Source organism: Mycobacterium marseillense (genome assembly GCF_010731675.1).
GTDB classification, from domain to species: domain Bacteria; phylum Actinomycetota; class Actinomycetes; order Mycobacteriales; family Mycobacteriaceae; genus Mycobacterium; species Mycobacterium marseillense.
Genome location: NZ_AP022584.1, coordinates 3,421,384 through 3,443,074, shown reverse-complemented (window position 1 = coordinate 3,443,074; position 21,691 = coordinate 3,421,384). Strand labels below are relative to the sequence as shown.

20 protein-coding genes and 1 pseudogene are annotated in these 21,691 nt (G+C 68.0%); 6 read left to right on the top strand and 15 right to left on the bottom strand.

Going from position 1 to position 21,691, the window contains the following annotated elements; genetic code table 11:
• Positions 1–79: 79 nt before the first annotated feature.
• A complete protein-coding gene (locus G6N26_RS15855; protein ID WP_083019317.1) occupies positions 80–568 on the top strand; it encodes a flavin reductase family protein in 489 nt (162 codons plus the stop codon).
• Positions 569–582: 14 nt separating this feature from the next.
• Here the strand turns inward: G6N26_RS15855 and G6N26_RS25810 are convergent, their stop codons facing one another.
• The 5 genes from G6N26_RS25810 to G6N26_RS15835 form a co-directional block, all read right to left on the bottom strand.
• A complete protein-coding gene (locus G6N26_RS25810; protein WP_095577939.1) occupies positions 583–747 on the bottom strand; it encodes a hypothetical protein in 165 nt (54 codons plus the stop codon).
• Between the two features lie 127 nt (positions 748–874).
• Positions 875–1,621 carry a succinate dehydrogenase/fumarate reductase iron-sulfur subunit gene (locus tag G6N26_RS15850; RefSeq protein ID WP_067166391.1) on the bottom strand — a complete coding sequence of 249 codons (747 nt, stop codon included), beginning with the start codon at positions 1,619–1,621 and terminating at the stop codon, positions 875–877.
• Entirely contained in the window at positions 1,618–3,534 is a 1,917-nt protein-coding gene (locus G6N26_RS15845; protein WP_067166395.1) for a fumarate reductase/succinate dehydrogenase flavoprotein subunit, read from the bottom strand. Before G6N26_RS15845 ends, G6N26_RS15850 begins: the two co-directional genes overlap by 4 nt.
• Before the next feature lie 46 nt (positions 3,535–3,580).
• Positions 3,581–4,408 carry a hypothetical protein gene (locus G6N26_RS15840; RefSeq protein WP_067166398.1) on the bottom strand — a complete coding sequence of 276 codons (828 nt, stop codon included), beginning with the start codon at positions 4,406–4,408 and terminating at the stop codon, positions 3,581–3,583.
• Positions 4,409–4,503: 95 nt separating this feature from the next.
• A complete protein-coding gene (locus tag G6N26_RS15835) occupies positions 4,504–4,809 on the bottom strand; it encodes a hypothetical protein (RefSeq protein ID WP_067166401.1) in 306 nt (101 codons plus the stop codon).
• Between the two features lie 105 nt (positions 4,810–4,914).
• Between G6N26_RS15835 and G6N26_RS15830 the strand changes: the two genes are divergently transcribed.
• Positions 4,915–5,688 (top strand): isocitrate lyase/PEP mutase family protein, encoded by a 774-nt coding sequence (locus tag G6N26_RS15830; RefSeq protein WP_083019315.1) that lies wholly within the window; start codon positions 4,915–4,917, stop codon positions 5,686–5,688.
• A 67-nt stretch (positions 5,689–5,755) separates the two neighbouring features.
• Here G6N26_RS15830 and G6N26_RS15825 read toward each other — a convergent pair whose 3' ends face one another.
• On the bottom strand, positions 5,756–6,196 hold the full coding sequence (locus G6N26_RS15825) for an Hsp20/alpha crystallin family protein (protein ID WP_067165121.1): 441 nt from the start codon (positions 6,194–6,196) through the stop codon (positions 5,756–5,758).
• A gap of 227 nt (positions 6,197–6,423) precedes the next feature.
• Between G6N26_RS15825 and nirB the strand changes: the two genes are divergently transcribed.
• Positions 6,424–9,018, top strand: a complete 2,595-nt coding sequence (gene nirB, locus G6N26_RS15820) for a nitrite reductase large subunit NirB (RefSeq protein ID WP_083019313.1) — start codon at positions 6,424–6,426, stop codon at positions 9,016–9,018.
• Positions 9,015–9,383, top strand: a complete 369-nt coding sequence (gene nirD / locus G6N26_RS15815; RefSeq protein WP_067165115.1) for a nitrite reductase small subunit NirD — start codon at positions 9,015–9,017, stop codon at positions 9,381–9,383. The genes nirB and nirD overlap by 4 nt, the downstream gene beginning before the upstream one ends.
• 12 nt (positions 9,384–9,395) lie before the next feature.
• On the opposite strand, the gene G6N26_RS15810 is transcribed toward nirD, so the two are convergent.
• From G6N26_RS15810 to G6N26_RS15780, 7 genes and pseudogenes are all read right to left on the bottom strand, one after another.
• Positions 9,396–9,848: a TetR/AcrR family transcriptional regulator gene (locus tag G6N26_RS15810; RefSeq protein ID WP_067165112.1), complete on the bottom strand. Its 453-nt coding sequence runs from the start codon at positions 9,846–9,848 to the stop codon at positions 9,396–9,398.
• Positions 9,849–9,879: 31 nt separating this feature from the next.
• Positions 9,880–10,647, bottom strand: coding sequence for a sirohydrochlorin chelatase (locus G6N26_RS15805; RefSeq protein WP_067165109.1), 768 nt, complete (start codon positions 10,645–10,647; stop codon positions 9,880–9,882).
• Positions 10,638–11,789: a uroporphyrinogen-III synthase gene (locus tag G6N26_RS15800; RefSeq protein WP_095578322.1), complete on the bottom strand. Its 1,152-nt coding sequence runs from the start codon at positions 11,787–11,789 to the stop codon at positions 10,638–10,640. Before G6N26_RS15800 ends, G6N26_RS15805 begins: the two co-directional genes overlap by 10 nt.
• Before the next feature lie 89 nt (positions 11,790–11,878).
• Positions 11,879–13,324, bottom strand: coding sequence for a nitrate/nitrite transporter (locus G6N26_RS15795; RefSeq protein ID WP_067165102.1), 1,446 nt, complete (start codon positions 13,322–13,324; stop codon positions 11,879–11,881).
• A gap of 274 nt (positions 13,325–13,598) precedes the next feature.
• Positions 13,599–14,524 (bottom strand): annotated as a pseudogene (locus tag G6N26_RS15790) (5-oxoprolinase/urea amidolyase family protein).
• Positions 14,525–14,537: 13 nt separating this feature from the next.
• Positions 14,538–15,212 carry a 5-oxoprolinase subunit B family protein gene (locus tag G6N26_RS15785; protein WP_067165096.1) on the bottom strand — a complete coding sequence of 225 codons (675 nt, stop codon included), beginning with the start codon at positions 15,210–15,212 and terminating at the stop codon, positions 14,538–14,540.
• A 102-nt stretch (positions 15,213–15,314) separates the two neighbouring features.
• Positions 15,315–16,322 carry an ABC transporter substrate-binding protein gene (locus G6N26_RS15780; RefSeq protein WP_067165093.1) on the bottom strand — a complete coding sequence of 336 codons (1,008 nt, stop codon included), beginning with the start codon at positions 16,320–16,322 and terminating at the stop codon, positions 15,315–15,317.
• 204 nt (positions 16,323–16,526) lie between these two features.
• Between G6N26_RS15780 and G6N26_RS15775 the strand changes: the two genes are divergently transcribed.
• The gene (locus tag G6N26_RS15775) at positions 16,527–17,918 is read left to right on the top strand and encodes an MFS transporter (protein WP_083019309.1); all 1,392 of its coding nucleotides are present in this window, start codon (positions 16,527–16,529) and stop codon (positions 17,916–17,918) included.
• On the opposite strand, the gene G6N26_RS15770 is transcribed toward G6N26_RS15775, so the two are convergent.
• Positions 17,915–19,204: a DNA polymerase domain-containing protein gene (locus G6N26_RS15770; protein ID WP_083019307.1), complete on the bottom strand. Its 1,290-nt coding sequence runs from the start codon at positions 19,202–19,204 to the stop codon at positions 17,915–17,917. The two genes, G6N26_RS15775 and G6N26_RS15770, sit on opposite strands and share 4 nt — an antisense overlap.
• Positions 19,205–19,261: 57 nt before the next feature.
• Between G6N26_RS15770 and fadD2 the strand changes: the two genes are divergently transcribed.
• Positions 19,262–20,950, top strand: coding sequence for a long-chain-fatty-acid--CoA ligase FadD2 (gene fadD2 / locus G6N26_RS15765; RefSeq protein ID WP_067165130.1), 1,689 nt, complete (start codon positions 19,262–19,264; stop codon positions 20,948–20,950).
• A gap of 3 nt (positions 20,951–20,953) precedes the next feature.
• On the opposite strand, the gene G6N26_RS15760 is transcribed toward fadD2, so the two are convergent.
• Positions 20,954–21,316 carry an ATPase gene (locus G6N26_RS15760; RefSeq protein ID WP_067165083.1) on the bottom strand — a complete coding sequence of 121 codons (363 nt, stop codon included), beginning with the start codon at positions 21,314–21,316 and terminating at the stop codon, positions 20,954–20,956.
• Between the last annotated feature and the right edge of the window lie 375 nt (positions 21,317–21,691).

Below are 21,691 nucleotides of genomic sequence, written 5' to 3'. Positions count from 1 at the left end.
GGTGGCCGCGCCGGGGCGACCCGCGCCGGGTAGGGTCGAGCCCGAAATTACGTCTGGCGCTCTAGGGGCGAAAAAGCCGGTGAACTCGAACAACAAGCTGACAGCGTCGTCACTTCGTGAGGCCTTCGGTCATTTCCCGTCCGGCGTGGTGGCCATCGCCGCCGAGGTGAACGGAACCCGGGAAGGGCTGGCCGCCAGCACCTTCGTGCCCGTCTCGCTGGACCCGCCGTTGGTGTCGTTCTGCGTGCAGAACACCTCGACGACGTGGCCCAAACTCAAGGAGCTGCCCATGCTGGGCATCAGCGTGCTCGGCGAGGCGCACGACGAGGCCGCCCGCACGCTGGCCGCCAAGACCGGCGACCGGTTCGCCGGGCTGGAGACCGTGTCCCGGGCCACCGGTGCGGTCTTCATCAAGGGCACCGGCCTCTGGCTGGAAAGCGCGATCGAGCAACTCATTCCCGCCGGCGACCACACGATCGTCGTGTTGCGGGTCAGCGAGGTGACCGTGGACGCCGAGGTGGCGCCCATCGTGTTCCACCGCAGCAATTTCCGGCGCCTGGGCGCCTGAATCCGGTCCGCCCGTCAGGGGCGGTGGCTCAGTTCTTCCCGAAAACCCTGGATGCGCGTCTCGAGCTCGGCGGCGTCGCCGTGCCGCCCTTCCTTCTGCGCGAGCTGAGCGCGCACCGACAGTTGCCGAATTGCGGTCCGAATGTTGTTGATGCTGGCGGTTTCTCGCCTGGGTTCCATGAGCTGCCTTTCCGGTCGTTGGTACAGCGGCCATCCATCCGGACGGCCCGACAGGATGCAGGTTGGTTACCCGGGTACCGCGACGGCCTAACCCCGTAGACCGGGTGGGCGCGCGCGGCGCCTGCGCTCAGCGGCGGAACAGCTTGTTACCGAGCCACACCACCGGGTCGTACTTGCGGTCGGCGACGCGCTCTTTCATCGGGATCAACGCGTTGTCGGTGATCTTGATGTTCTCCGGGCAGACCTCGGTGCAGCACTTGGTGATGTTGCAGTAGCCCAGGCCGTGCTCTTCCTGTGCATCCTTGCGCCGGTCCCGGGTGTCGAGCGGGTGCATCTCCAGCTCGGCGATCCGCATCAGGAACCGGGGGCCGGCGAACGCCTTCTTGTTCTCCTCGTGGTCGCGGACCACGTGGCAGACGTTCTGGCACAGGAAGCACTCGATGCACTTGCGGAACTCTTGGGAGCGCTGGACATCCGCCTGCGCCATCCGGTACTCGCCGGGTTGCAGGTCCTTAGGCGGCGCGAAAGACGGTATCTCGCGGGCCTTCTCGTAGTTGAACGAGACGTCGGTGACCAGGTCCCGGATCACCGGGAACGCCCGCAGCGGCGTGACGGTGACGACCTCGTCCTCGGCGAACGTGGACATCCGGGTCATGCAGAGCAACCGCGGATAGCCGTTGATCTCCGCGGAGCACGAGCCGCACTTGCCCGCCTTGCAGTTCCACCGGACCGCCAGGTCGGGCGTCTGGGTCTGCTGCAGGCGGTGGATGATGTCGAGGACGACCTCACCCTCGTTGACCTCGACGGTGAAGTCCTGCAGACCACCGTTGGCGTCGTCGCCGCGCCACACCCGCATCGTCGCGTTGTAGGTCATTTGCCACTCCGTCCTGGGTGCCCGGCGAGTTCTTCGTCGGTGTAGTACTTCTCCAGCTCACCGATTTCAAACAGTTCCAGCAGATCGGGCCGCATCGGCGTCTGCTCTTTCTTCGTGATGGTGATGTCGGGGATCACCTCGTCGCCGCCGCCCGCCTCGCAGACCAGCAGCAGCTTGCGCCACGACGAGTCCATCGACGGGTGATCGTCGCGGGTGTGCCCGCCGCGGCTCTCGGTGCGCTGCAGCGCGGCTTTGGCGACACATTCGCTGACCAGCAGCATGTTGCGCAGGTCGATGGCCAGGTTCCAACCCGGGTTGTAGCGGCGCTCCCCCTCCACGTGCAGGTTCTTGAACCGCTCCCGCAGCTTGTCCAGCCGGGCCAGCGCCTCCGCAACCTCGTCGGCGTTGCGGATGATGCCGACCAGGTCGTTCATCGACTGCTGAAGCTCCAGCTGCAGGGTGTAGGGGTTCTCGCCGGGGCCGTTGGCCGGCGCCTCGAAGGGGGACAGCGCCCGCTTCGCCGCCGCGTCGACGGCGCTGTCGCCGATCGTCGGACGGCTGCTCAGCGCCCGCACGTAGTCGGCGGCGCCCAGGCCGGCCCGCCGCCCGAACACCAGCAGGTCCGACAGCGAGTTGCCGCCCAGCCGGTTCGAGCCGTGCATGCCGCCGGAGCATTCGCCGGCCGCGAAGAGCCCGGGCACGGTGGCCGCCCCGGTGTCGGCGTCGACCTCGACGCCGCCCATCACGTAGTGGCAGGTCGGCCCGACTTCCATCGGCTCCTTGGTGATGTCGACTCCGGCCAGCTCCTTGAACTGGTGGTACATCGAGGGCAGGCGGCGGTTGATCTCCGCCGGCGTCAGCCGCGACGCGATGTCGAGGAAGACGCCACCGTGTGGGCTACCCCGGCCGGCCTTGACCTCGGAGTTGATCGCGCGCGCGACCTCGTCGCGCGGCAGCAGGTCCGGGGTGCGCCGGGCCGAGTCGTTGTCCTTGAGCCACTGGTCGGCCTCTTGCTCGGACTCGGCGTACTGCCCCTTGAACACCGACGGGATGTAGTCGAACATGAACCGCTTGCCGTCGGAGTTCTTCAGCACCCCGCCGTCACCGCGGACACCCTCGGTGACCAGGATCCCCTTCACGCTCGGCGGCCACACCATGCCCGTCGGGTGGAACTGGACGAACTCCATGTTGATCAGCGACGCGCCCGCCCGCAGCGCCAGGGCGTGCCCGTCGCCGGTGTACTCCCAGGAGTTCGAGGTGACCTTGAACGACTTGCCGATGCCGCCGGTGGCCAGCACCACCGCGGGCGCCTCGAACAAGATGAAGTTTCCGCTTTCGCGGATGTAGCCGAACGCGCCGGCGATCGCGTCGCCGTCCTTGATCAGCTCGGTGATCGTGGTCTCGGCGAACACCCGGATGCGGGCCTCGTAGTCGCCGAGCTCGGCGAAATCCTCCTGCTGCAGCGAGACGATCTTCTGCTGCATGGTGCGGATCAGCTCCAGGCCGGTGCGGTCACCGACGTGCGCCAGCCGCGGGTATGTGTGCCCGCCGAAGTTGCGCTGGCTGATCTTGCCGTCCTTGAGGCGATCGAAGAGCGCGCCATAGGTTTCCAGCTCCCAGACGCGATCCGGGGCCTCCTTGGCGTGCAATTCGGCCATCCGCCAGTTGTTGAGGAACTTCCCACCGCGCATCGTGTCGCCGAAGTGGGTCTTCCAGTTGTCCTTGGGGTTGGTGTTGCCCATCGAGGCCGCGCACCCACCCTCGGCCATCACCGTGTGGGCCTTGCCGAACAGGGACTTGCACACCACCGCGACCCGCAGGCCGCGTTCACGCGCTTCGATGACCGCGCGCAATCCCGCGCCGCCGGCGCCGATGACGACTACGTCGTAGGCATGCCGCTCGACATCAACCATGAAAATCCTCGCTAGCTACGTTCTGATTTGTAAGTCAAATGGCTTTTCAGCCAACGAATCTCAGGTCGCTGATGGCGCCGCTGGCCACCAGTGCGATGTAGAAATCGGTGAGCATCAGGGTGCCCAGCGTGATCCAGGCGAACTGCTTGTGCCGGGTGTTCATCACGCTGACCTGCGTCCAGATCCAGTACCGCACAGGGTTTTTGGAGAAGTGCTTGAGTCGGCCACCCGTGACGTGCCGGCAGGAGTGGCAGGACAGCGTGTAGACCCACAGCATGATGACGTTGCCCAACAGGATCAGGTTGCCCAGACCGAAGCCGAATCCGCCCGGCCCACTGTCGGAATGGAACGCGACGATTGCGTCGTAGCTGTTGACGATCGAGATGAGGCAGGCGATATAGAAGAAGTACCGGTGGGTGTTCTGGATGATCAGCGGGAACTTGGTCTCGCCGGTGTAGTGCGCGCGGGGCTCGGCCACCGCGCACGCGGTGGGCGACTGCCACACCGTGCGGTAGTAGGCGCCGCGGTAGTAGTAGCAGGTCAACCGGAACAGCAGCAGGAACGGCAGCGACACCGCCGCATACGGCAGCCACCACACGTCGGGCAGGAACTGAGGCCAGATGTCGCCGGCCTCACCACAACCCTTGCTGACACACGGCGAGTAGAACGGTGTCAGGTAGTGGTATTTCGGGACGAAGAAGTAATTCTGCTGGAATGCCCGCGCCGTCGCGTAGATGACGAATGCGGCGAAGCCGAGGTCGATCCTCAGCGGCGACATCCACCACCGGTCGGTGCGTAGGGTGCGTTGCTGGATACGGGCGCGCGTGGGTGAAAAGACACCGGACGCAGGACGGTTCGCCGTGGGTGCGCTCATCTAGTTGTTCCTCTTCGAACGGGCTGTCTGTCGAAGGGTACACAGAGAGAAGGCCCCCTCCTGCGGGGGGCTTGGAGTCGGGGCGTTCGGGTTGTTCAGGACCTGTTGTGACCGCCGACGCCCTCGTCGTCGACATCACGCCAGAATTCGCTGTCGTACTGGGTGTCGGGAATGACGATCTTCTCACCGGACTGCTGCACGGTGGCGCCCGCCAGATCCAACTCGGACACGTCGGTGTCGAGCAGATCGACGTCGGACAGGATGCGGTCGGCGTCGATGACGATGCGGCGCATCGCGGGGCTGTCGCCGTATCGCGACCGCAGGGAGCTCACGCACCGCCGCAGGCCGCCGATCAGATCGTGCAGTTCGGCGAATTCGGTCGTGCCAGTCGTGCTCGTCAAGGCATCTCCTCGGCAGTGTTTCGGATCACAGTACGTCCCCAATACTATCCACGGCACACGCGAACGTCAGACCATTGAGCCCGGACGCCAAGGGAGCAAACACTTATGACGGGCCCCACCACGCCGGCCGAGCGCGCCGCCACCCTGTTGAAGCTGCACCGGCCCGGCAACCCGGTCATCCTGCCGACCGTGTGGGACGCCTGGTCGGCGCGGCTGGCGGCCGGCGCCGGGTTCGCCGCACTCACCGTGGGCAGCCATCCGATGGCGGACTCCATCGGCAAACCCGACAACGAGGGCATGTCGTTCGACGAAGTCCTGACCCGCGTCGCCCAGATCACCGCGGCCGTCTCGGAAACGGAAGGTGTCCCGGTGTCGGTGGACATCGAATCGGGCTACGGCCTGCCGGCGGCCCGACTGATCGAGGGGTTGCTGAGTGTGGGGGCCGTGGGGCTGAACATCGAGGACACCGTGCACTCCGAGGGCAGGCGGCTGCGGTCCGCCGACGAACACGCCGAACTGGTCGGCGAGCTGCGGTCGGCCGCCGATGCGGCCGGAGTGCACGTGGTCATCAACGCCCGGACCGATCTGTTCCTGCGCCAAGACGGTGAGGAGTCCGACCGCGTCGACCGCGCCGTGGCGCGGCTGAATCAGGCGGCCGCCGCCGGCGCCGACGTTCTCTACCCGGTCGGCCGCCACCAGCCCGACACGTTGCGGCGCCTGACCGCGGAATTGGCATTGCCGGTCAACGCGATCGCGCTGCCCGACCAGGACGACCCCGCATCCTTCGGCCCGCTGGGCGTCGCGCGAATCAGCTTCGGGCCCTTCCTGCAGGCCGCACTCACGGGGCGGGCCACCGAGCTGCTCGCCCGCTGGGGCTGACGCCGAACAGACACAAAAAGCCCCCGACACGCGGTGCGTGCGGGGGCTTTTGCGTCGTCTCGGCGACTTACTTGGTGATCGAAATGCGCTGCGCCTGGTTCCCGGCGTACGCACCGGTGACCCGCACCGTCAGGACGCCGGCGTCATAGGACGCCGAGATGGCGTCGCCGGTGACGTGGGCGGGCAGCTGGAACGACCGGCGGAACGAGCCGTACCGGATCTCCCGCAGCGTGCGGCCGTTCTTCTCCTCTGCGTGCTCGTCGCGGTGCTCGCCGTGGATGACCAGACGGCCGCGCTCGACCTCCACATTGACGTCCTGGTCGACGTCAACGCCCGGAAGCTCGACCCGTACGATCGCGTCGTCACCGTCCTTGACGATCTCGGCGGCGGGCTTGAAACCGCTGTTCACCGGGTTGTTCCAGTCCGCCGCGGCGGCGGGGCCGAAGAAGTCGCGCAGCCACCGGTCGGTGTCCCAGGCCGGTCGCGACCACAGTGCGAGGTTGCTCATGGTGCTTCCCTTTCAATACCTTGATCTTCGTTGTGAGATTCCTGTGACCGGCGCTCCGACGACCGGCTACTAATACAAACCTGAGTCGACCCCGCTTAAGTTCCAACTGGCCGTTCGCCGGCAGCGAACAATCAATCACAGCCATAGCTGTGAGTTGTGAGATCCTCGTCATAGGACTGTCACATTGCGCGAAAAAGACGTAATTTCTGGCCGTTACTCTCAAAGCCATGTCTGCAGACGGGATTTCGCGCGCAAGCTGTGCGCCGCGTCACATCATCGTGGTCGGACATGGCATGGTGGGGCACCGGTTCGTCGAGGCGCTTCGCGCTCGTGACGCCGAGGGCCTTTGGCGCATCACGGTTTTCGCCGAGGAGACCGACGCGGCCTATGACCGCGTGGGGCTCACCTCCTACACCGAAAGCTGGGATCGCAAGCTGCTGGCACTGCCAGGCAACGAGTACGAGGGCGACGACCGGGTCCGGCTGGTGTTGAACCAGCGGGTCACCGAAATCGACCGCGCGACAAAGTCGGTGGTCACCGCCGACGGCCAGCGTCACGACTACGACACCCTGGTCCTGGCGACCGGCTCCTACGCGTTCGTGCCGCCGGTACCCGGCCACGATCTGCCCGCCTGCCACGTGTACCGCACGCTTGACGACCTCGACGCGATCCGCGCCGACGCCCAGCGCGCGGCGGAAACCTCGCACGCGACCGCGGGCGTGGTCATCGGTGGCGGGCTGCTCGGACTGGAAGCCGCAAATGCGCTGCGCCAGTTCGGGTTGCGGACCCACGTCGTCGAGATGATGCCGCGGCTGATGGCCCAGCAGATCGACGAGGCCGGTGGCGCACTGCTGGCCCGGATGGTCGGCGACCTGGGCATCTCCGTGCATGTCGGCACCGGCACCGAGTCGATCGAATCGGTCGATCACCCGGACGGGTCTACGTCGGTGCGGGTGAGCCTGGGCGACGGGCAGGTGGTCGATGCCGGCCTGGTGATCTTCGCGGCCGGCATCCGGCCGCGCGACGAGCTGGCGGTCGCCGCCGGATTGACGCGCGCCGAGCGTGGCGGCGTGCTCACCGACGTATCTTGCCAGACAAGCGATCCCGACATTTACGCGATCGGTGAGGTCGCCGCGATCGGCGGCCGGTGCTACGGCCTGGTGGGCCCGGGCTACACCTCGGCCGAGGTAGTGGCCGACCGCCTACTGGACGGCGTCGCCGAGTTCGGCGAGGCGGACCTGTCCACGAAGCTCAAACTGCTGGGCGTCGATGTCGCCAGCTTCGGTGACGCGATGGGGGTCACCGAGAACTGCCTCGAGGTCGCCGTCAACGACGCGGTCAACCGGACGTACGCCAAGCTAGTGCTCTCCGACGACGCCAAGACCCTGCTCGGGGGCGTGCTGGTCGGCGACGCCTCCTCCTACGGAGTGCTGCGGCCGATGGTCGGCAGCGAGCTGCCCGGGGATCCGCTCGCGCTGATCGCGCCGGCCCAATCCGGCGGCGGTGAGGCGCTGGGCATTGGGGCGCTGCCGGATTCGGCGCAGATCTGCTCGTGCAACAACGTCACCAAGGGCGATCTGAAGTGCGCGATCGCCGACGGCTGCGCCGATGTTCCCGCGCTGAAGTCGTGCACCTCGGCCGGCACGTCGTGCGGGTCGTGCGTGCCGCTGCTCAAGCAGCTGCTGGAGGCCGAGGGCGTTGAGCAGTCCAAGGCCCTGTGCGAGCACTTCAGCCAGTCGCGCGCCGAGCTTTTCGAGATCATCTCCGCCACCGAGCTGCGGACCTTCTCCGGATTGCTGGAGCGCTTCGGCCGCGGAAAGGGTTGCGATATCTGCAAACCCGTGGTCGCCTCGATCCTGGCGTCCACCGGCTCGGACCACATCCTCGAGGGCGAGCAGGCCTCGCTGCAGGATTCCAACGACCACTTCCTGGCCAACATCCAGAAGAACGGCAGCTACTCGGTGGTGCCCAGGGTCCCCGGCGGTGACATCAAGCCCGAGCACCTGATCCTGATCGGGCAGATCGCCCAGGACTTCGGCCTCTACACCAAGATCACCGGGGGTCAGCGGATCGACCTGTTCGGCGCGCGCGTGGACCAACTGCCGGAGATCTGGAAGCGCCTGGTCGACGGCGGCATGGAATCCGGGCACGCGTACGGCAAGGCGCTGCGCACGGTGAAGAGCTGTGTGGGCACCGACTGGTGCCGTTACGGGCAGCAGGATTCGGTGCAGCTGGCCATCGACCTCGAACTGCGCTACCGCGGCCTGCGGGCGCCCCACAAGATCAAAATGGGCGTCTCGGGCTGCGCGCGGGAGTGCGCCGAAGCCCGCTCCAAGGACGTCGGTGTCATCGCCACCGAAAAGGGCTGGAACCTCTACGTCGGCGGCAACGGCGGGATGACCCCCAAGCACGCGCAGCTGCTGGTCAGCGACCTCGACACCGAGACGCTGGTCCGGTACGTCGACCGGTTCGTCATGTACTACATCCGCACGGCCGACCGGCTGCAGCGCACCGCGCCGTGGGTCGAGTCGCTCGACGGCGGCCTGGATCACGTGCGCGAGGTCGTCTGCGAGGACTCGCTGGGCCTGGCAGAAGAATTCGAGGCCGCAATGGAGCGGCATGTGGAGAACTACAAGTGCGAATGGAAGGGGGTGCTCGACGACCCGGACAAGCTCTCGCGCTTCGTGTCGTTCGTCAACGCCCCCGACGCCGTCGATTCGACGGTGACATTCACCGAGCACGCCGGGCGCAAAATCCCTGTGTCCATTGGCATGCCGACGATCCGCGAGGACAACTCCGGAGGAACGAGGAAGGTATCATGACGCTTCTCAACGACATTGCCGTGTGGACGAGCGCTTGCCCTTACGACCACCTCATTCCGGGGCGCGGCGTCGGCGTCCTGCTCGACGACGGTTCCCAGGCCGCCTTGTTCCGGCTCGACGACGGGTCGGTCCACGCCGTGGGCAACGTCGACCCGTTCTCCGGGGCGGCCGTGCTGTCGCGCGGCATCGTCGGCGACCGCGGCGGCTGCGCCACGGTGCAGTCGCCCATTCTCAAGCAGGCGTTCTCGCTGGAAGACGGTTCCTGCCTGGACGATCCGACCGTTTCGGTGCCGGTCTATCCGGTGCGGATCACCGCCGACGGCTTCGTCCAGATCGCGCGCGACGCCGAGGCCCGGGCGGCCTGAGCGCCCGGTCGCTCAGCGGGTGATGTCGCCGACCAGGTAGCGCTGCATCGTCGGGCCGATCGCGTCGACGAGCGCGTCCACCGACATCGAGTGCAGCGGTTCGGATCGGATGCCGTAGCGCATGATCCCCAGGCCCACGAGTTGAGAGGCACACAACGAGGCCCGCGTGGCGGCCTTGTCCGCGCCCAAAATCTTCAGCAACGGGCCGAATACCGGGCCTACGAAATTGGTTTGGACGATCTCGGCGGTCTTGGCCATGCCCGTGGATGCGACGGCGCTGGCCGCGAACGGTCCGCCCCCGGCGGCGTCCCAGGTGGTGATCAACATCGCCAGTGTCCGGCGGCCCACCTGGTTGACCCCGCCGGTGACGATCCGGTCGATGAATTCCGGTGTGCCGAACGGCAACCGCAGCACCTTGGCGACCGGGTCAAGGAGCCCACGCGACGGCTCTTCGCGACGGGGCATGGTGCCAGGATCGCCGGTTCGGGCCCAAAGATCAAGGAATTGGCCGCAACGCGCGCGCGTGGGGGATCGATCGGCGCGACGATTGCCGCGCGGTGGCGGCCAGTGCGGGCGGCAGTGCCCGGCGGAATCGGGTCGCGATCAGGCGCGCCAGGCCGGGATGGGTGCCCAGCGGCTCACTGACCAGATCGGCGCCGCAGCCCTGCAGCCGTTGCTGGAACAGGCCGTCGGCCAACAGGTAGGAAGCGACCACCACGCGTCCACCGTGCCCGCGCCGTCTCGCGCGATCCATCGCCCCTTCCAAGGCCTCGTGGAGTTGCGGATCGCCGGTGGCCGCGAACGCCAGGCTCACCCTCGAACCGGTGAGCGCCGACACCAGCGTGGCCGTCGTGTGCAGGTCGGTCCGGGCCTTGTCATCCGAGGTGCCCGCGGCCGCCAGGATCACCGAATCGCCTGGCCGCCAGCCGCATTTCAGCAGCTGATCGCCGACGATCCGCGCGATCTGGCCGCTCGGACCCAGCGCGGGGGTGACGGTGACGTTCGGGTGACCGCTGATCGCGACGTGGGCGGGCAGGTCGGCACGGACGTGATATCCGCGCGACAGGAACGCCGGCACCACGATGGCGGGCCGGCCGGCGGCCTTCGCTTTTGCCAGCACCTCGCTGGGCGTGGGTCCCACCACGTCCACGAACGCGACGTCGACGGTGCTGCGGACGAGCGTACTCACCTGTGCCGCAAGGCCTTCGATCATCGCCACGCCCCCGGTTCTGCGGGTGCCGTGCGCTACCAGGATCAGTGCCATGGGGATACGTCCGGCTGGTCGATCGCGAGCCGGTAGCCACGCTTGACCACCGTCGCGATGATGTTCTTGTCGCCCAGCGCCGTTCGCAGCCGCAGCACGGCCGTGTCGACGGCGTGGGGGTCGTTGCTGTTGCCGGGAAGCACCCGCAACAGGTCGTTGCGCGCGACGACGTCGCCGGGGCGCTCCGCCAGTGCCCGCAGGGTCGCCATTCCCGATCCCGACAGGGCTCGCGGCGAACCGTCGACCAGGACGCAGGTTCCGCGGATCTCCATCTCGTGACCGGCCGCGCGGATGGTGCACGACCGAAGGGACGGCAGCTCCTGCGCGATGTGACGGGCCAACGCCCCCAACCGCATTCGCTCGGGGGACGACGTGGGAATACCGGCGCGGATCAAGGGCTGCGCGGTGACCGGCCCCACGCACATCGCATGCACATCGCTGCGAAGTGCTTGCAGCAGTTGGTCTTCGATGCCCAACTCGCGGCTGCGTTCCAGCAGTGCCGCCCCGGCGGGGGCCGAGGTGAAGGTCACCGCGTCGAACTGCCGCCGGGCGATCGAGGCAACGAGTTGGTCGAAGTCACCGCCGGCCGGCGTTGGCTTCCAGCGGTATACGTGAATGGGAACCACCTGGGCGCCCGCCGACCGCAACCCGTTGAGGAACTCCGGGAACGGGTCCCAGCCGTCGGCCGCGCCGTGCAGTTGGACGGCGATCCTCTTGCCGGCGACGTTCGACTCGAGCAGGTACCGCAGGACCTCGCGCGACGATTCGGATTTGGGGGACCACTCCTCGTGCAGCCCGGCGGCGCGCAACGCGCCGGTGGCCTTCGGCCCGCGGGCCACGATCCGCGCCCGGGACAGCGACGCCAGCAGCTGGGTGGCCAGGCCCCAGCCGTCGGCCGCCGCGACCCAGCCGCGGAAGCCGATGCCGGTGTGCGCCACCAGGATATCGGGAGGCTGGGCGATGATCGCCTCGGTGTGACGCTGCAGCTCTTCGTCTTCGGGCAGCGCGATGAGGTTGATGGCCGCGGCGCTGGAGACCTCCGCGCCGTTACGGCGCAGCAACGCGCACAGCTCTTCGGCCCGGTTCGCCGACGTCACGGCGATCCGGTAGCCGGTCAGCGGCGCGGAGTCTGGTGGGGCCAGGTGCGGGGCCATATGAAGTGTGTATGCCTGCGACGTTTCGGTTGCGTTACCGAGCAATTGCTGTGGCATTGCCCGTGTTGCGAGTCCGCTCACACATGCGCGGCCTCGCCTTCGGGTCGGGCGCCGGACAGGCCCGGGGCCGTGGCGGGACGCCGGACGTAGACCATCCAGGTCATGATCGCGGCACCGACGTAGGAAGCCAAAAACGCCCAGTACGCCGCCGTTTCGGTGCCGGTGCTCAGGTAGGACTGCCGCAGCGCCAGGTTGATCGCCACGCCGCCGAACGCGCCGACCGCGGAGCAGATGCCGATCAGCGACCCGGACTGCGCGCGCGCCCAACGGCGGCGGTCGTCCTCGCTCATGTCCAGCCCGCGACTGCGCGCCTCGTAGACCGACGGGATCAACTTGAACACCGACCCGTTTCCCATGCCGGACAGGATGAACAGCACCATGAAGCCGACGATGCAGCCGATCATGCTGACGGAGCGCGCCACGGCGTGCTGGTCCTCGAGGGCGCTGATGGTGACCAACAACGCGGCCCCCAGGGTCATCCCGGCGAGGACGCCCAGCGTGACGCGGCTGCCGCCGAGGCGGTCGGCCAGCCGGCCGCCGTAGATGCGCGCCACGGAGCCCAGCAGGGGGCCGACGAAGGCCACCTGCGCGGCGTGGAGCGCGGCGTGCTTGGCGGTTTCCCCGCTCTCCAGGAAGTGGACCTGCATCACCTGTCCGAAGGCGAAGGAGAAGCCGATCCAGGAGCCGAAGGTGGCGATGTAGAGCAGCGAGATCACGTGGGTATCGCGCTCGAAGAGGATCGAGCGCATGGTGCTCAGCTGGGTGCCGTGGTGGATGTTGTCCATGACCAGCGCGGCCGCGATCCCCACGACGACCAGGAACACCAGGTAGATCGCGCACACCCAGTACGGGGCCTCGTGCCCGGCGGTGGCCAGCACCAGCAGGCCCACCAGCTGGATCACCGCGACACCGAGGTTGGCGACGCCGGCATTGATCGCCAGCGCGGCGCCCTTGAGCCGCTGCGGGTAGAACGCGTTGACGTTGGCCAGCGAGGCCGCGTAGTTGCCACCGCCGAGCCCGGTCAGGGCGGCGCACAGCACGAAGAGCCACAGGGGCTGGCCGGGGTTGGCCAACAGCACGATCGTGCCCGCCGTCGGGATCAGCAGGACGAAGGCCGAGAACGTCGTCCAGTTGCGACCGCCGAAGGCGGCGATACCGAGGGTGTAGGGGATCCGGGCGCAACCACCGACCAGGGTGGCCACCGCGCCCAGCAGCAGCTTGTCGCCGGCGGAGAAGCCGTAGACGGCCCCCGGCATGAACAGCGCCATCACGGGCCACAGCGTCCAGATCGAGAAGGCCACGTGGTCACCGGCGATGGTGCCGAGCAGATTGCGCCGGGCGATCTTCTTGTTGCCGGCCTCCCAGGCCGCCGCGTCCTCCGGATTCCAGTCCGCGATGCGGTGATCGCGTCGCGGCGAAACCGATTGGGCACGTTGGCATGTGGGCGTTGCGCGTGCGTGCATACCGATCCCTCTCCTCAGAAGCAGTTCGGGGTCTGGCCGGCGACGCGTATGGGCGCCCCGCGTGAAGGGGCATGCCCCACCGTAGATTCCGATGCTCACATCTAGGACGTGAGCGGGTCAACCGGAATCTACCGATCTCGGCTGTTAGTTGATTACCAGTTATCTGGTAAGTCCCTGAAGGGCGCCTCGATCGCGCGACAGCGGTTTGCCGGTGCGCGAATATCGGCCGCCGCCAAGTGATCTCACACCGGCGGGCGGGTCGATGTGAGCTGTCCTACAGTCGGTCGCTCCAACTCGCGGCACCGACGCCGGCGCCGGCAACCGCGCCGACCGGGGTCCGCGGGCGCGCCCAGTGCAGTCGCACCGACTGGCCGGGCCGCACCTGGGCGATCTTGTCGACGTCGTCGTCGATCACCACGCCGACTACCGGATAGCCACCGGTGACGGGGTGGTCCGGGCCGAGGATCACCGGTAAACCGTTGGGCGGCACCTGGATTGCGCCTCGGGCGGCACCCTCGCTGGGCAGCTGCCGGTCCGGGTGCAGGCATTGCAGGGGGCGGCCGACCAACCGCATCCCCACCCGGTCGCTGCGGTCGGACGCCACCCAAGCGGTGCGCACCAGCGCGTCGGGATCGAGGAACCAGTCATCGCGCGGCCCGGGCACCACGGACAGCTCGACGACGCTGCCGGGGATGGCCGCCACCGGCGCCTGGTCCAACTCGGGGTAGTCCGCGGTGTGCTCGCCGATCGGGAGCCGATCCCCGGCCTGCAGTGGCGACGGCCCGATGGCCGACATGACGTCGTAGCTGCGCGAGCCGAGCACCGGCTCCACCCAGATGCCGCCGCGGACCGCGAGGTAGCTTCGCAGGCCCGCGCGGGGGGACCCAAAGAGATCAGCTGGCCGTCGCGCACGTGCTGAATGCTGTTGGTGCCGAACTTGATTCCGTCGACGGTCGGATCGGTGTCGGCGCCGGTCACCGCGATGTCGACGTCGCTGCCCCGGACCCTGGCCGCGAACCCGCCGAACGTCACCTCCACGGTGGCGCGGTCGTCGGGGTTGGCCACCAGCCGGTTGGCCAGTTTGTGGGCGCGTCGGTCGGCGGCTCCGGACCGGCTGACGCCGAGGTGGGCCAGCCCGGGCCGACCGAGGTCTTCGACGACGGCGAACGGCCCGGTGCGGAGGATCTCCAGGACTGCCACGATTGCCTCCTTGCTAGACGGCCCGGAACTGAACCCACATGCCCTGCATCAGCAGCGCCGGGTCGCGACGTTGCAGATCCCACAGGACCGCGTCGGTGTGGCCGATGAGTTGCCAACCGCCGGGGGACCGGCGCGGGTAGATCGCGCTGAATTCCCCGGCGAGGGCGACGGATCCGGCCGGCACGGCAGTCCGCGGCTCGGGACGCCGGGGCACCCGTAGGCGCGGGTCGCCGTCGACCAGATACGCGAAACCGGGTGCGAAGCCGCTGAATCCGACCCGCCACAGGGTGGCGGTGTGGGCGTCGATCACCTGCGGGATGGTCAGCCCGGTGTGGCCGGCGACCTCTGCGAGGTCGGGGCCGTCGTAGACCACGTCGATCACCACGTCGGCGCCGCGCTCGGACGGGGCCGGTGGCGTGGCGGTGACGCACATCGTGCGCAGTCGCCGGCGGATGACGCCTTGGCGGCAGGGGTCCTCCAGCTTGACCAGCACGGTGCGGGCCGCCGGCACGACATCGACCACGCCCGGTATCGGCTCGGAGCGCAGCGCGGCCGCCCACGCCAAAACCTCTGCGGCACTGCCACATTGCACCATCAGCGCCCGATCGCCGTAGTCCAGGACGGTGTTGCCGGCCAGCTCGGTCGGCAGGTCGTGGGCCAGGTCGCCGCTAAGGTCCGTCACGCTCATTACTCGACGGTAACCCCGGGATCGGGCCTCGTGCGAGGGGCGGCGGCGGGATTTTCGAGCACTGCCAGAGCTGCCTTAGCAAACGCTCAAACAGCCGCGATGCTAGCCCAGGATTTTGGTGAGCAGCGGAGGCAATTGGTCGGCGACGAGGGGGTAGCTCAGCGGCGAGGCGAAGGCGATCGCGCCGGCCTGTTCGGTGGTGGTGAAGATGTGGCGGTTCTGCGCGGTGGTCAGCGACCCGGCCACCTCGGGATCGGCCAGTAGGGCCTTCTGATCGTCGGGGTTGCGGGTCGTCCAGATCACCACGTCGGCCGAATCGAGCACCGACTTGATGTGGTCTCGCGGGATGACGGCGCGCTGCTCGGTGCCGAACGGCTTGATGCCCTCGGCGATGACCAGCCCCATCTGGTTCAGAAAATCCGTGCGCCAGCCCGCCATGGTGGCGACGACGGTCCCCTGCCACAACGCGCCGTGCATCAGCAGCGCTTTCTTGCCGGTCCACTGCGGGTTCTTCTTACCGATTTCGGTGAACTTCTGGTCGACACCGTCGATCAACGACTTCATCTGGTCTGCCTGGAACACCGCCTGCCCGATGGCGGTGGCCTGCTCTTTCCATGGCTCGAAGAAGGCGTCCCCGCCGGATTGCGCCACGGTCGGGGCGATCGCGGACAGCTTCTGATAGGTGTCGGCGTCCAGGCCGGCGTTGATCGCCACGATCAGGTCCGGCTTCAGGCCCGCGATCCGGTCGACCGGGATGCCGTTGTCCAGGTTCAGTACCACCGGGCGCGCGCCGCCCAGCTTGGGCGCGGCCCACGGCCACACCGCAAATGGCTGGTCGCCGAACCAGTCGGTCACCGCGATCGGCACCACCCCGACGGCGAGCAGGTCGTCCTGCTCGGTGAAGCCGGCGCTGACGACGCGCTTGGGAGGTTGGTTGATGACGGTCTGGCCGAACAGGTGGGTGAGGGTCACCGAGCCCGGCCCGCCGCCGCCCGGCGGAGCCTGGCGTGACGAGCAGCCCGCCGACAGCGCGGCGGACCCGGCGATCGCGGCGACGGCGGAAGCCCCTGCGAGCTGCAAGAATCCCCGTCGATTCCATCCCTGTCGCATCGCGTGAGAGTATCGCGTTCCGCCCGCCCAGATGCACCGCCGCGTTGCAGAGTTCTGACAAACCGGCGTTGGGCGTTGCGATTTCTGCGTATCGCCCGCGTAACTGTGCACACCCGGACCGGTAACAGTGCGTCTCTAGCGTCAAGTGGTCACCGCCCGGCGCCCGTTCACCCGCGCGCCTCGTCCGCAAGGGAGCCCCATCCGATGACCACGACCATCAGCCCGGCAGCGAAGCCCGCGCCGACGCGCGAGCGTCCCGCGGGACGGCACTGGATCGACGACTGGCGGCCCGAAGACCCCGAGTTCTGGGCGACGACCGGCCGGGCGATCGCGCGCCGCAACCTGATCTTCTCGATCTTCGCCGAGCACGTCGGATTCAGCGTGTGGATGCTGTGGAGCATCGTCGTGGTGCAGATGACCGCGGGCGCGCACGGGCAGCCCGCCGCGTCCGGGTGGGCGCTGACCGCCAGCCAGGCGTTGTGCCTGGTCGCCGTCCCCAGCGGGGTCGGCGCCTTGCTCCGGCTGCCCTACACCTTCGCGGTCCCCATCTTCGGCGGCCGCAACTGGACGACCATGTCGGCGGCGCTGCTGCTCGTCCCGTGCCTGCTGCTGGCGTGGGCGGTCAGCCATCCCGGCATCCCGTTCGCGGCCCTGGTGGCCATCGCGGCGACCGCCGGCTTCGGCGGCGGCAACTTCGCCTCGTCGATGGCCAACATCTCCTTCTTCTACCCGGAGAAGGACAAGGGCTGGGCCCTGGGCCTGAACGCGGCCGGCGGCAACGTCGGCGTCGCCGTCGTGCAGAAGATCATCCCGCCGATCGTCATCGCCGGCGGCGGGGTCGCCCTGTCGCGCGCCGGGCTCTGCTATGTGCCGCTGGCCGTCGTGGCCGCGGTCTGCGCGTTCCTGTTCATGAACAACCTGACCGAGGCCAGGGCCGACGTGACGCCGGTGTGGCAGTCGCTACGCCATCCCGACACCTGGGTCATGTCGCTGCTCTACATCGGCACGTTCGGGTCCTTCATCGGCTACTCGGCCGCCTTCCCGACCCTGCTCAAGACGGTGTTCGGCCGCGGCGACATCGCGCTGACGTGGGCCTTCCTCGGCGCCGGCATCGGATCGGTGATCCGGCCCCTCGGCGGCAAGCTGGCCGACCGGATCGGCGGGGCGCGCATCACCGCCGTCAGCTTCGCGCTGCTCGCCCTCGGGGCGGCGGCCGCGTTGTGGTCGGTGCGGGCGGTGAACCTGCCGATGTTCTTCGCCAGCTTCATGTTCTTGTTCGTCGCCACCGGCATCGGCAACGGCTCGACCTACCGGATGATTTCGCGGATCTTCAAGATCAAGGGCGAGCTGGCCGGCGGCGATCCCGACACCATGGTCCAGATGCGCCGCCAGGCCGCCGGCGCGTTGGGTGTCATCTCGGCGGTGGGCGCCTTCGGCGGCTTCATCGTGCCGCTGGCCTATGCCTGGTCGAAGTCGGAGTTCGGCAGCATCGAGCCGGCGCTGCGGTTCTACATCGCGTTCTTCCTCGCCCTGCTGGGGGTCACCTGGTATTGCTACCTGCGCAAGCACAACGCGGTCACGCGGGTCGGGATCTAGTTCGGGGGCCGCTGCTTGCCGCCGAAGGTTTGCCCCTCCTTTTGCCCCTCCCTCTTCCAAGGGCTGTAGTCGGCGATCAGCTCTTCCTGCGGTGGCCGCTGGTCTTCGGGCACGTGCTGCAAATTGATCCGGATCCGGTACCAGATCGAGCTGGGCCCGCGCATGCCGTCGACGAGGACGTCGACCGGCTGCAGCCGCTCGGCCACCGCGGGATAGCGGTCGCGCCAGGTGTCCAGCGCCGCCATCGCCTCGTCCTTGGTTTTGGTGCGGGCGATCTCGATCAGCGGCATCGACGATTGCCGCCGGCCGTCACGGCGCTTGCCCGACCCTTTCGGCGCGCGCTCGGGAGGCCCCATCTCCTCGGCCAGCACCAGTAGCCGGTCGAGCTCGCCGGCCGCGTCGTCCATGCCCGCCCAGGGGTCACCGATCTCGGCGAACCGGCCGGGCACGGTGTCGATCGTGAACGCCTGGGGGTCGCAGCCGGCGACCTCGTCCCAGTGCAGCGGCGTCGACACCCGGGCGTCGGGGGTCGCCCGCACCGAATAGGCCGACGCGACCGTGCGGTCCTTGGCGTTCTGGTTGAAGTCGACGAACACCCCCTCGCGTTCCTCCTTCCACCACCGGCTGGTCGCCGCCTCGGGCACGCGCCGCTCCACCTCGCGGGCGACGGTCTGGGCGGCCAGCCGCACCTGGCGAAACTCCCAGCGCCGGGCGATGCGGGCGTAGATGTGGAAGCCGCGCGAGCCCGACGTCTTCGGCCACGTGGTCAGGCCGTAGTCCTCGAGCACCTCGCGGGCCACCAGGGCGACGTCGACGATGCGCCGCCAGGAGACCCCGGGCATCGGATCGAGGTCGACGCGCAGTTCGTCGGGGTGATCGAGGTCGTCGGCGAGCACCGGGTGCGGATTGAGGTCGACGCAGCCCAGGTTGATCGCCCAGGCCAGCCCCGCGGCGTCGCGGAGGACCGCCTCCGCCGCGGAAGTGCCGCGCGCGTAACGGAGTTCGGCGACGTCGATCCAGTCCGGTCGTTTCGCCGGCGCGCGTTTCTGGAACACCGCCTCTTCCGTGATGCCCTTGACGAAGCGCTTCAGGATCATGGGGCGCCCGGCCACACCCCGCAGCGCGCCGTCGGCCACCGACAGGTAATAGCGGACCAGATCGAGCTTGGTGTAGGGGCCGGAGGTTTTGTGGCCGTCCGCACCGGGAAACACGACCTTGTCCGGATGGGTGACGGTGACCTCGCGCCCGGCCACCTCCAGCAAAACCGGACGGGTCATGCGGTTCATGTTAATTCGCCAGAATTTCTGGCCGTGCTGAGACGGACGTCACATATGGTGGATTCCATGCCTAACCTCCTCGGTCTGCCCGGTCAGGCCTCTAAAGCGGTAGCAAAACTGCACCAGTACGTCGAGCGCGGTTCCGCCGAACTGCACTACGTGCGCAAGATCTTCGAGTCGGGCGCGTTCCGCATCGAGCCGCCGCAGAACTACGCCGCGATGGCCGCCGACATCTACAAGTGGGGCGAGTTCGGCATGCTGCCCTCCCTCAACGCGCGGCGCCACCCCGACAAGGCGGCGTGCATCGACGAAGAGGGCGAATTCTCCTACCGCGAACTCGACGAGGCGGCGCACGCGGTGGCCAACGGGTTGATCGACATGGGCGTCAAGGGCGGCGACGGCATCGCCATCCTGGCCCGCAACTCCCGCTGGTTCCTGATCGCCAATTACGGCGCCGCGCGGGTCGGCGCCCGCATCATCCTGCTCAACAGCGAATTCTCGGGCCCGCAGATCAAAGAGGTGTCCGAGCGCGAGGGCGCCAAGCTGATCATCTATGACGACGAGTACACCAAGGCGGTCAGCAAAGCCTCGCCGGAGCTGGGCAAGTTGCGGGCGCTGGGGACCAACCCGGACAGTGACGAGCCGTCCGGCAGCACCGACGACACGCTGGCCGACCTGATCGGGCGCAGCAGCAATGAGCCCGCCCCCAAGGCGGCCCGGCACGCGTCGATCATCATCCTGACCAGCGGCACCACCGGCACGCCCAAGGGCGCAAACCGCAGCACGCCGCCAACCCTGGCGCCGGTCGGCGGAATCCTGTCGCACGTCCCGTTCAAGGCCGGCGAGGTGACGTCGCTGCCGGCGCCGATGTTCCACGCGCTGGGTTATCTGCACGGCACCATCGCGATGTTCTTGGGCTCGACGCTGGTGTTGCGCCGCAAGTTCAAGCCGCCGTTGGTCCTACAGGACGTCGAGAAGTACAAGGTGACAGCGATGGTCGTCGTGCCGGTGATGTTGTCGCGGATCCTCGAAGCCGTCGAGAAGATGGACTCCAAGCCGGACCTGTCCAGCCTGAAGATCGTGTTCGTGTCGGGCTCGGCGCTGGGGGCGGACCTGGCCGAGCGCTCGCTCAAGGACCTCGGCCCGGTGATCTACAACATGTACGGCTCGACCGAGATCGCCTTTGCGACGATCGCCGAGCCCAAGCACCTGGAGTACAACTCCTCGACCGTCGGGCCGGTCGTCAAGGGTGTGCGCGTCAAGATCTACGACGACAACGGCAAGGAGCTGCCGCAGGGCGAGGTCGGCCGCATCTTCGTCGGCAACGCCTTCCCGTTCGAGGGCTACACCGGCGGGGGCAAGAAGCAGATCATCGACGGGCTGCTGTCGTCGGGCGACGTCGGCTACTTCGACGAGAACGGTCTGCTCTACATCAGCGGCCGCGACGACGAGATGATCGTCTCCGGCGGCGAGAACGTCTTCCCGGCCGAGGTCGAGGACCTCATCACCGGGCACCCGGACGTCGTGGAGGCCACCGCGATCGGCGTCGACGACAAGGAGTGGGGCCACCGCCTGCGCGCGTTCGTGGTGAAGAAGGACGGCGCCGACCTCGACGAGGACACCGTCAAGCACTACGTGCGCGACCATCTGGCCCGCTACAAGGTGCCGCGTGAGGTCATCTTCCTCGACGAGCTGCCGCGCAACCCGACGGGCAAGATCCTCAAGCGCGAGCTGCGCGAGATGGAGATCGAGTAAGCCTCAGCGGCGTTCTTTGATGGCCCGGGTGATCTGGGCCGTGAGCTTCGGGTCGACCAGGAGCTGGTCGATGAGCGCCGTGAGCACCTCTTGTCCGGTCACGCGGGCGACGCCGAGCCGATCGGCGGCTTCGCGCTGCCAGATGTCGAGTGCCCGGTGGGTGGCGGCCGCCAGGTCGACGGTCCGGCGGGTCCGCTGGGTGCGCCCCGCCTGATTGGCCGATGGCTGGCTGGCGATGCGCTGGCCGCGCGGCTGCCCGAGACTGAGGCGCTCGGTCGGGGCGGCGTCTCCGGCGGGGCCGCCGGCCGGAGTTTGGGCGCGAAAGGATCCGGCGCTGGGTCCGTTGGGACTGGGCTTGAAGTTCACTTCGGTGTCTTCCTCCGTGAGTGTGAATCAGTAAATCAGCGCTCGTCGCCTCTGTGTCAATACTGATTCTCTCACCGACGCCACCCTAAGTCGCGTCGCCAGGCCGCGGACGGCCCGGGCGGCCGCCGACGGATTCACGGGCGGTCCCACACCTTCGGGCGCAGGTGAAATAGCAAATTACCGAAGATAGCTGGAAAGGACAGCAATACCGCGGATGGCGAGACATTCATCCCCACATGCATTGCCGTCATTCGGCGGTGAATCAGTGGATCTGCCAATCCGCAATTCCAGACTTCAGTAAATACGGTAACGCGTCGCAGTACATCAGTAGATGGGTGGTGAGCTGCTAAGTTATCCCAGTCGACCGGGAATTAT

What these genes read in the sequence shown, in the direction of transcription:
- G6N26_RS25810 (WP_095577939.1), bottom strand. Translation starts at nt 747, where the DNA reads ATGGAACCCAGGCGAGAAACCGCCAGCATCAACAACATTCGGACCGCA.
- G6N26_RS15850 (WP_067166391.1), bottom strand. Translation starts at nt 1,621, where the DNA reads ATGACCTACAACGCGACGATGCGGGTGTGGCGCGGCGACGACGCCAAC.
- G6N26_RS15845 (WP_067166395.1), bottom strand. Translation starts at nt 3,534, where the DNA reads ATGGTTGATGTCGAGCGGCATGCCTACGACGTAGTCGTCATCGGCGCC.
- G6N26_RS15840 (WP_067166398.1), bottom strand. Translation starts at nt 4,408, where the DNA reads ATGAGCGCACCCACGGCGAACCGTCCTGCGTCCGGTGTCTTTTCACCC.
- G6N26_RS15830 (WP_083019315.1), top strand. Translation starts at nt 4,915, where the DNA reads ATGACGGGCCCCACCACGCCGGCCGAGCGCGCCGCCACCCTGTTGAAG.
- G6N26_RS15825 (WP_067165121.1), bottom strand. Translation starts at nt 6,196, where the DNA reads ATGAGCAACCTCGCACTGTGGTCGCGACCGGCCTGGGACACCGACCGG.
- nirB (WP_083019313.1), top strand. Translation starts at nt 6,424, where the DNA reads ATGTCTGCAGACGGGATTTCGCGCGCAAGCTGTGCGCCGCGTCACATC.
- nirD (WP_067165115.1), top strand. Translation starts at nt 9,015, where the DNA reads ATGACGCTTCTCAACGACATTGCCGTGTGGACGAGCGCTTGCCCTTAC.
- G6N26_RS15810 (WP_067165112.1), bottom strand. Translation starts at nt 9,848, where the DNA reads ATGCCCCGTCGCGAAGAGCCGTCGCGTGGGCTCCTTGACCCGGTCGCC.
- G6N26_RS15805 (WP_067165109.1), bottom strand. Translation starts at nt 10,647, where the DNA reads ATGGCACTGATCCTGGTAGCGCACGGCACCCGCAGAACCGGGGGCGTG.
- G6N26_RS15795 (WP_067165102.1), bottom strand. Translation starts at nt 13,324, where the DNA reads ATGCACGCACGCGCAACGCCCACATGCCAACGTGCCCAATCGGTTTCG.
- G6N26_RS15785 (WP_067165096.1), bottom strand. Translation starts at nt 15,212, where the DNA reads ATGAGCGTGACGGACCTTAGCGGCGACCTGGCCCACGACCTGCCGACC.
- G6N26_RS15780 (WP_067165093.1), bottom strand. Translation starts at nt 16,322, where the DNA reads ATGCGACAGGGATGGAATCGACGGGGATTCTTGCAGCTCGCAGGGGCT.
- G6N26_RS15775 (WP_083019309.1), top strand. Translation starts at nt 16,527, where the DNA reads ATGACCACGACCATCAGCCCGGCAGCGAAGCCCGCGCCGACGCGCGAG.
- G6N26_RS15770 (WP_083019307.1), bottom strand. Translation starts at nt 19,204, where the DNA reads ATGAACCGCATGACCCGTCCGGTTTTGCTGGAGGTGGCCGGGCGCGAG.
- fadD2 (WP_067165130.1), top strand. Translation starts at nt 19,262, where the DNA reads ATGCCTAACCTCCTCGGTCTGCCCGGTCAGGCCTCTAAAGCGGTAGCA.